At 31.9% G+C, this 9,071-nt stretch carries 8 protein-coding genes and 1 pseudogene; 6 read left to right on the forward strand and 3 right to left on the reverse strand.

Annotated elements, in window-relative coordinates; translation table 11 throughout:
• Positions 1–195: 195 nt before the first annotated feature.
• Together CF599_RS18910 and CF599_RS18915 are read right to left on the reverse strand one after the other, a co-directional pair.
• Positions 196–873, reverse strand: coding sequence for an alpha/beta hydrolase (locus CF599_RS18910; RefSeq protein WP_121967479.1), 678 nt, complete (start codon positions 871–873; stop codon positions 196–198).
• A complete protein-coding gene (locus CF599_RS18915; RefSeq protein WP_121967480.1) occupies positions 874–1,923 on the reverse strand; it encodes a serine hydrolase in 1,050 nt (349 codons plus the stop codon).
• 227 nt (positions 1,924–2,150) lie between these two features.
• Between CF599_RS18915 and pncA the strand changes: the two genes are divergently transcribed.
• The 6 genes from pncA to eptA all read left to right on the forward strand — a co-directional run bounded on the left by pncA (position 2,151) and on the right by eptA (position 8,694).
• A complete protein-coding gene (gene pncA / locus CF599_RS18920; protein ID WP_121967481.1) occupies positions 2,151–2,771 on the forward strand; it encodes a bifunctional nicotinamidase/pyrazinamidase in 621 nt (206 codons plus the stop codon).
• A 16-nt stretch (positions 2,772–2,787) separates the two neighbouring features.
• Positions 2,788–3,333 carry a hypothetical protein gene (locus CF599_RS18925; protein ID WP_121967482.1) on the forward strand — a complete coding sequence of 182 codons (546 nt, stop codon included), beginning with the start codon at positions 2,788–2,790 and terminating at the stop codon, positions 3,331–3,333.
• Between the two features lie 85 nt (positions 3,334–3,418).
• A complete protein-coding gene (locus tag CF599_RS18930) occupies positions 3,419–4,000 on the forward strand; it encodes an outer membrane beta-barrel protein (protein ID WP_121967483.1) in 582 nt (193 codons plus the stop codon).
• 924 nt (positions 4,001–4,924) lie between these two features.
• Positions 4,925–5,692 (forward strand): lysophospholipid acyltransferase family protein, encoded by a 768-nt coding sequence (locus tag CF599_RS18935; RefSeq protein ID WP_121967484.1) that lies wholly within the window; start codon positions 4,925–4,927, stop codon positions 5,690–5,692.
• A 664-nt stretch (positions 5,693–6,356) separates the two neighbouring features.
• Positions 6,357–7,190, forward strand: a complete 834-nt coding sequence (locus CF599_RS18940; RefSeq protein ID WP_121967485.1) for a phosphatase PAP2 family protein — start codon at positions 6,357–6,359, stop codon at positions 7,188–7,190.
• The gene (gene eptA, locus CF599_RS18945; protein ID WP_121967486.1) at positions 7,171–8,694 is read left to right on the forward strand and encodes a phosphoethanolamine--lipid A transferase EptA; all 1,524 of its coding nucleotides are present in this window, start codon (positions 7,171–7,173) and stop codon (positions 8,692–8,694) included. Before CF599_RS18940 ends, eptA begins: the two co-directional genes overlap by 20 nt.
• Positions 8,695–8,977: 283 nt before the next feature.
• Here the strand turns inward: eptA and CF599_RS20020 are convergent.
• Positions 8,978–9,071, reverse strand: a pseudogene (locus CF599_RS20020) (transposase); the annotation flags it as partial.

A 9,071-nucleotide genomic window follows, 5' to 3' on the forward strand; every position in this document is an offset into this window, starting at 1 on the left:
ACTAAAAACTCAGGTAAAATCATTTTTATAAACTCAATATAGTTTTCCACGTTTATTATTTATCATTACAAAGATCTGTAGTTTTTAATTCACACACAACTTTTGAGATTGATCCGATTTACTTCCATTATTAAGTAATTATATTATCTCAAACCTTCTTCCCAAAACTTTAGATTGACTCTCAGTCCCCTTATTTTATTGTTCTACTAATTGATAGTTTCTTTTAGCCCACATCTTGCTTGGTTTTATCCATAGATCTGAAGCTATATATAAGAAGCCGTGTTTTAATCCTGTATTCAATTCTATTTCTTTAAACTCATTGATCTTTAACTTTGATGTTTCTTTTCGCTTTGTAGCCGATACGCCGAATACATCTGACTTTTCATAAATAGTCAAGATGTTTTCACAAAAATTAATAGTTGGCAATCTTTCAATATCCTCATCTTGAAAACTACCAATGAATACAAAGTTCATATCTGGTTGTTTAGCGAATGTAGATATAAACTGTGCGATATAGCCCCCTTTAGAAGTACCTATAACTGTAATATGGTTTGGTTTAATCCCTTTACTGATCAGGCTGTCTATTTGAGATACAACTTTTCTAGCATAATCTTGTTCATTAGTTTCTGCAGGTCTTTTCTCACTAAAGACCACAAAGCCATCATTCTTATAAGACTCTACTATACCCTTATAGTTAACAGTCACGCCATAAGTGTCAGAATAGGTTCCATCAGGGTTTTCCTCCAAAAATTTATTGTGAATAAAGAAAATATAATCCTTTTCAATTTCCTTATTCTGTCCTTTTTTCTTGGCTTGGCAACCAATAAAGCTAAAAAGAAGTAATACTGTAATAATATAATATTTGTGACTCATTTATTTTAAAAGATTACTTTGTTTAACAATCGTTCTAATTTCTTGTTCAAAATAATAGGCTATATCAAAGTTCTCATTCGCTACATTCTCCATTATTATTACACTTGTTTTAGTTTGAGGATAATATAGATTTACTGCTGTAAAACCTTCACTAGGATGAAAACCTGTATGCCCGATTTCATATATTTTGTCTTTATCATTAATTCTCAGACCATATCCATATCCTATAGGGTCTTCACTAAATAGTTGGTGTTGATCAGTTATAGTATAACTTGTCATCATTTTATAAGTAGCAGGCTCTAGCACTTTGCCATTATGGATCTGTTCATTCCATTTTGCTAAGTCCGGAGCAGTAACTATTAGATGACTACCAAAGTAATTCTCTGGATCAAAATCTGAGTTTTCATTTAGTTTATATGTGCCATCTTTTTTAATAGTATGTCCTTTAGTTAGCAAAGTACTCTTATTAGGATAGTAGCTATTATTCATTCCACAGCTTTTGAATAGTGCAGTTACTAATGATTCAAAGCTTTTACCACTTTGTTTTTCAAGAACTAGTCCAGCTACATAATAACCGATATTTGAATAACTAAACGCTGTTCCTGGTTCGAATTTTAAAGGCTTATCTAGGTTTTCACTATATAACCCTGAAGTATTATTTAGTAATTGATGAACTGTAATAGTATCTGCCCAAGCATATTTAAAATCAGGTAAGTATTTTCTGATCGGAGTGTTTAGATCTATTGTTCCTTTCTCTACTTGCTGTAAGATAAGTGCTGCTGTAAACTGCTTTGCGATAGACATAGTAGAGAAGTTGTCATTTATCTTGAGAGCCACCTTAGTGTCGAAATTAGAATAACCATACGCCTTTGCATATTTCTCTTTTCCATTTTGCTGGATATATACCACACCATTAAAATTTCGCGGAACTGTAGCTTGTATCAAGCTATCTATTTTAGTAGAGTAGTTATCCTTTTCTTTTTGTGATGCTTTACAACTTGTAACGAGCATTACAGTTGTAAAAAATAAGAGTTTAAAAAGTTGTTTCATTTGTTTTTTTAATGGTTTTTCGTTTGTGTTTATTTTTGTAAAGGCGATAAATGTAAATATTTTTTTGACTCAATTATCATAAATTATACAAACGAAATAAACTATAATTTATACAGCCTATGTTTAAGCAATAATTTCTTTATAAGACTCTTTTAACTAATCTTAGTTACTCCGAGAATTCATCTACTTTTAGTATTTTTGCTATTCAACACAAAATAACTATCAGAATGAGAGCATTACTCGTAGTAGACTTACAATATGATTTCTTACCAGGTGGAAACTTAGCAGTGGCACACGGTGATGAGATTATCCCTATTATAAATAGAATCCAAAATCAATTTGACTTAGTTATCGCAACACAAGACTGGCATCCTGCTAATCACAAAAGTTTTGCTACTCAACATCCTAATCATAATGTATTTGATTTGATAGACTTAAATGGCATTTCTCAAGTACTATGGCCAGACCATTGCGTTCAAGGCTCAAAAGGTGCCGAGTTTACTTCTGAATGGAATAGTAATAAGGTAGCAGCTGTCTTTAGAAAGGGAATGAATGTAGAGGTAGATTCATATAGTGGGTTCTATGATAATGATCAGAAGAACAGCACTGGGCTATTAGGATACCTTAAAGACAAAGATGTAACAGAAGTATATGTATGTGGGTTAGCGGCAGAGTTTTGCGTCTATTTTAGCGCTAAAGACGCAAATCAAGCAGGTATCAAAACCTATTTTCTAGACTTTGCGACAAAACCGATAAGTGCAGAAGGATTACTACATGCTAAAAAAGAGATGATCGAACAGGGGATTACGATCCTAAATAAGGAAACAGAAGTAAACTTCAACAACTAGAACGACTAGAATTAGAATGAAAAAATACGGAAGACACAATTTTTTTAAACATACTTACTGTGAATGGCAAGAAATATCTGAGTCATTTATTGAAGGCAGAAAACCTGATTATAAAAGTAAGACAGGAAGTATGTATTACTACGATGAGAAGGGGGTAGCTAGATATGCAAATCACTGGGGTAGAGCAGCTAACTGCCGATGGAAGTTAGTAGCTGAGGAACATAAGAACAGTGTTTATTGCTTAGCCTACGCGACTTGGGACAGCTTCTTTCCTAACGATGAAGAGAAACCATTATATGTGATTATTGTAAATCGGGAAGAAAAATATGTGACTTTTAAACATAAAGGTTGTCTTAATGATACAAACTATGTGTTTAGAAATGCATCTGAAACTGCAAAGCGCATTACTAAGATCAAAGAAATTCTAGAAACAGATAGTTGGTATAAATATCTAGATTTTATTGATATTGAAGAAGCTAGGTTATATTTTATTGAAAATTTAGTGAGTTCAAATTTAGATTTTCTTAGGCTAAAGCAAGAATTATTGAAAAAACAGCAATAATATTGTTTATTTTAGTTAAATTAGCCTTAGTTAGACAGTATAAAATAAGTCTAGTAAATGAATTAAAAATAAAACAGTAAAAATTATGAAAAAGATTACTTTATTGGCAGCATTGTTAGTTGGTGGATTATTAACTACAACTGCACAGGTGAACGTTGAAACTCCAAAATTATCTGCTAAAGTAGGAGATACTCCTATTAAAAAAGGTAACTGGATGGTTGGTGGTGCTTTAGGGTCTACAGGATACAGTTTTGAAGAAGAAAGTTTTAATATTAATGTAACTCCAAGAGCTGGATACTTTATCTCTGATGGTATAGCAGTTGGTCTTGAAGTGGGTGCAGGTCTTCAAACTGTAAAAGATGGTGATAATGTATGGAGTTATAAAGTAATGCCATTTGCACGTTACTACTTTCCTGAAGGAGCTAGTGCTACAGGTAGATTCTTTGGACAAGGTGCTATAGGTCTTTCTGGTGCTGAAGTTGGAGATAAAAGTGATACTTCTTTTGCTTTTAACATAAACGCAGGGTATTCTCACTTCGTATCTCGTAACGTAGCTTTAGAAGCTATTGTTGGATATAACTACAGTAAATCTAACGTGGCTAGTGCTTCTGCACATAACGGTCTAGGTTTATCTTTAGGATTCCAAATATTCTTAGGAAAAAACTAAGTATTAACTTAATAGAATATAGAGAAGCCAGAGCATCTGCTCTGGCTTTTTTTGATTTATACATATCAGCCTTTCCATAACTATGGATAGCCTATTCTCATTAGAATATTAGATATCTTCTAATACAATACATGTTCTTTTGGATTCTTCCTTATACTTGTTCAGATCTAACAAATACTAGTATCTAGTTATAATATATTTCTTTCTTAAGTATTCTCTTCTTTAGTGCTACTTAGAGTACTATAAAATATACTTCATCTGATTATTTTAAATTATATAAACTTCCATATATCTTATATAAAGAGCTAAGTGTTAATATACTTCTATAGCCCTATAAAACAAAAACACCTCATTTTGAGAATAAAAAAAGTCTATAATATTTGTTAAAATCGGACAAATCACAGCTTGTTAATTTTTTAACATTTAGTTGTTTTTTGATGAATTTAAACATCGCTTGAACCCTGTGACACCAAGACTTAGCAGGGGTTTAGTTGGGAGTTGTTCGGGACTCCTTCGCAAGAGGTTCGGAAAACAGGGTCTTTTTCCGAAGAAGCCCCGAACAAGTTGCGAGTAACACCGCATAAACACTGCCTTCCTGCCTTTTTTAAGGCGTTAAAATAATTGTTAAATTTTTGAAATAAAATTTTAAAAAGCTGTGGTTTGTGCTTTCTTTTTTGAGGAATGTCCTAGACTTTAAATTGGAAGAATATCTCAATATGAGTGTGTTGATTTAAAGCCTATTACAGTGCAAATATACATAAAAAAAGGATGCTTTTAGATAGGTTGGCTTAAATAACTTCTAAAACCTACTTTACCGTTAATCAAAGCAGACATACCACTAATCAAAGACTTTTATTGTTTAGATATTGGCTAGCTACATTTGCTCTTTAGTAGAAAAAATAGTTATCTAAATCCCCCTTAATCATGCAATTAGTCTATAACAGTATTGGTTTTTTCCTCAGTCAAGTGATGCGTTACCGCTGTAAGGTCTCGACTCAAAACATCGCTAGATCATTTCCTCTAGCTACTTATCAGGAGGTTTCTCATTATCATAGAGGCTTTTATCGCAATTTAGGTAGGGTGTTCTATGAAAGCTTATTTGTTAAGAAGAAGATATTATCTCTTACAGAAGACGCAGTCACTCTACTCAATACAATCAAATTAGAAAATAGAAATATCATCTTAATCTTAGGTCATTATGGTAATTGGGAGCTAATGAAACAGCTTCCTTTATCAACAGATATCAGGATACAAGCCTTATATAAGCCATTAGCTAATAAGTTTTGGAACTGTGTGATGAAGTCTATTAGAGAGAGACATGGACTGCGTCTGATCCCTGCTCAGCAGGCATTGCGTACGTTGTTAAAAGAAAAAAACAGTTGCAACCTAACCGTATTTGTAGCAGATCAGTTCCCTGGTAAGAATAAGGGGACAAAAGTAGAATTCTTAAATCAACAAACTTATCTCTATACAGGAGCAGAGCAAATAGCTCAAAAGCTTAATGCTTATGTTGTCTATGGAGAGATTACTCCTTTAGATTATCAGCGTTGGCACCTTTCTATAGAAACAATCTGTGAAGAGGCTTCACTAACCAAAAAAGGTGAAATCTCTAGATCTTTTGCCAAAAAGTTAGAGCTAAGTATACAAGAGAATCCGTCATTATGGCTTTGGTCTCATAAACGTTGGAAATAGTTTATTATAGGCTACAAATTTATGAATAGATCTTACTAATGCCATTTATGTTATATGTAAATGAAATAGATAAAGTCATAATATTTATATACACACTGATTAATAACTAATTACGTGTTTTTTCTCCTAAAAAACACTATTGTGTTATCTGACCTTCATATTATATCAATGACATTTATAACCAAACTCAAAGTGATAATATTGCACTTCAGAACGGAACAAGCTAAGTGTTAATCATTTTAACTATTCTGATTGAACTCATTAATGGTCTTATATCTTATCTATAGTCATAAGATACTATTACTAATACATAATTCATTAAAATAGTTATGTAGTTGTTTTTAAGTAAGGTGATAATGATAAAGCCTGTTAGAGTAAGGGTTGATAGATGTTTTATCTTACGTATAATTCTTTCGTTTACTTGAATTAGTTGTATTACAAGCTGTTAAAGTTTGCTTAAAAATAATTGTATAATAATAATATTGAGTTTATATCGTTTAATTAAAATATTTATACATTTGAGCCGAAAAATAAAACCATATTAAGGTTTTTTAATTAAAAATAGACTCATTATATATAAAAACGTATAATAATACAATAAACGTATTATGTAACGTTTAAGAGAATGTTATTTCAATGTTACCAACTATTATTCAGCTAGGAAATGAACCAAATCGTTAATAATAATTATTGCAAGATCAAACCATTGCTACTCTTACTTCCCTTATTTATAATAGGGACAATAGGGTTCGGTTTATTTCTTTCAAATTCGTTATCTGTAAAAGGGTATATAGAAGTTAATCGCAGTAGTTTTTTATACATAAATCACCATGTAGGATGCTATCCTACGGTAGTATATAATCTAACACAAGCAGGGGATGCATTAGTATTTTTGTCTTTATTAAGTATCTTATTTGTCTATACACCTAAGCTATGGGAAGCCTTAATAACAGGATCATTATTTTCACTCCTATTCACAGTAGTGATTAAGAACGTATTTTCGATACCTAGACCTGCAGCATCTTTTGATAATCATACTTTTTTTATTGTAGGTGAGCGATTAGCAGCTTCTAATAGTTTTCCTTCAGGACATTCTATTACTGTTTTTACCATACTAACAGTCTTGATGTTTGCTTTTATGCCCTCTAATAAAAGGTATAAGGTAGGGTTCTATATATTGATTATTTTAACGGGATTAGTTTTTGCTTTTACGCGTGTAGCTGTAGGTGCACATTATCCGTTAGACGTAATCGTAGGAAGCTTAGTGGGCTATGTCTGTGGTATTATAGGAACCTTAATCGCTAAGAACTACGGGTTCTGGCAATGGATACACAATAGAAAGTATTACCCTGTGTTTATTGTTTTGTTTTTTGTTTGTAGTATCTTGCTCGTCCATAGGATAATGGAGAGAAACTTAGTAGTTTATTACCTATCATTTATCAGCTTAATTATTACACTAATTAAAATCACTAAACTGTATGTTAAAAAAACAAGTTAAAACAAGTCGTTTTGCTTTAATAATGAGCGTTTTACTTCTATTGTTGTGTCACTTTTCTTTTTTTAGATTTGTGTTGGATAACCTAGAATCATTGAGTTTAAACGGAGTTTTTTTGATTACAAGTTTAGTTGTATTGATGGTGGCAGCTAACTTCTTTGCATTCTATCTGTTCTTATCTATACATCGCTATCTTGGTAAATTCTTACTTATTCTATCGTTCATTATTAATGCTATTGCCGTTTATTTTGTCAATACCTATAATGCTATAGTTGATGAAAGTATGATTAGCAATGTCTTTAATACTAACTTTGAAGAATCGAGTAGTTTCTTTTCAATCAAATTAGTGTTATACTTTATTATAATAGGAGTTCTACCTAGTATTTATATTTACAAGGTTAAGTTAGTTCCTGAAAGCTTAAAGAGATTTGGTGCCGTAAGTTCACTTACCTTATTATTTATGTTGATACTTGCTTTTGCTAATGCAAGTAATTGGCTATGGATAGATAAATACTCTAAACAATTAGGAGGATTGGCAATGCCATGGTCTTATAGTGTGAATACATCTTTATACTTTATACATGACGCACAGAAAAACAAGAAGGAGATCTTGCTACCTGATGCTACAATTAGAGATCAAGAGAAGTCAGTAGTGGTCTTAGTAATAGGAGAATCTGCTAGAAAAGAGAATTTTTCTCTATATGGATATCCTAAAAATACAAACCCATTACTATCTAAAGTAGAGAATCTGTATCACTTTGATGCTACTTCATGTGCTACATATACAACAGCAGGAGTGAAGTGTATCTTAGAGCATGAACCAACAAATGATTTATACGAGATACTACCAAATTATTTATATCGCAATGATGTAGAAGTAATCTGGAGAACAACGAACTGGGGTGAACCTCCTGTACATATTGAAAAATATCAAGATAGAGATATTCTTAAGCAAAAAGCAACAGAAGAAAATACAGAATATGATGAAGTATTACTAGCAGGATTAAAAGAAGAAATTCAAGCGAGTAAAAAGAATAAAATCCTTGTAATCTTACACACAAGTACAAGTCATGGACCTACTTATAATAAGAAATACCCTGCTCAATTTGAAGTATTTAGTCCTGTGTGTAACAGTGTGGAATTAGCGAACTGTAGTAAAGAGGAGCTGATGAATGCTTATGATAATACGATCGTTTATACAGATTATATCCTTAATAAGGTAATAGAAGATCTAAGTGAACTGAGTGATTATAAGAGTTCTATGTTGTTTGTCTCTGATCATGGGGAGTCTTTAGGAGAGAAAAATCTGTATATGCATGGCGTTCCAATGAGTTTTGCACCAAAAGAACAGTATGAGATACCTTTTATTGTTTGGGTTTCAAAAGACTCTAGAACCCTTAAACCCAATAAGGAATTATCACAACAGCATGTGTTCCACAGTGTATTAAACTTCTTACATATAGATAGTCCGATCTATAATGAAGCAATGAATATATATAAACCTTAAGATATAATAGAAAAAACTCCTTAGTGGAGCTTTTTTCTGTTATACGATCTTCTTATTAAACCCAGAATCAGCATTAGCCAAATACTACAAAGCAATTCTACTTCATAGTTCTTTCATTAGCTCTATAACCATACTATAGTATGCTGAAATCACTAATTCAGATCTATCTTGTATAATTACTTTTCGTTTATCTGCCTATCACTGATTCTGGGTTAAACAGAGTGCCTGTTCTTAATAAGCTGTTTCGTTTAGGGTTAAAGTGGATCAATCTCAAAAGTTGTGTTTATGCATAAAGTTTAGTCAATCTGTATAAGAAGAAGTCAATATCTCTTACTCCTCTAAATTGAGCCCTGAATGCTTTAATTTTGGCATTAAAT

This window comes from Myroides sp. N17-2 (assembly GCF_002286775.1).
GTDB lineage: Bacteria > Bacteroidota > Bacteroidia > Flavobacteriales > Flavobacteriaceae > Flavobacterium.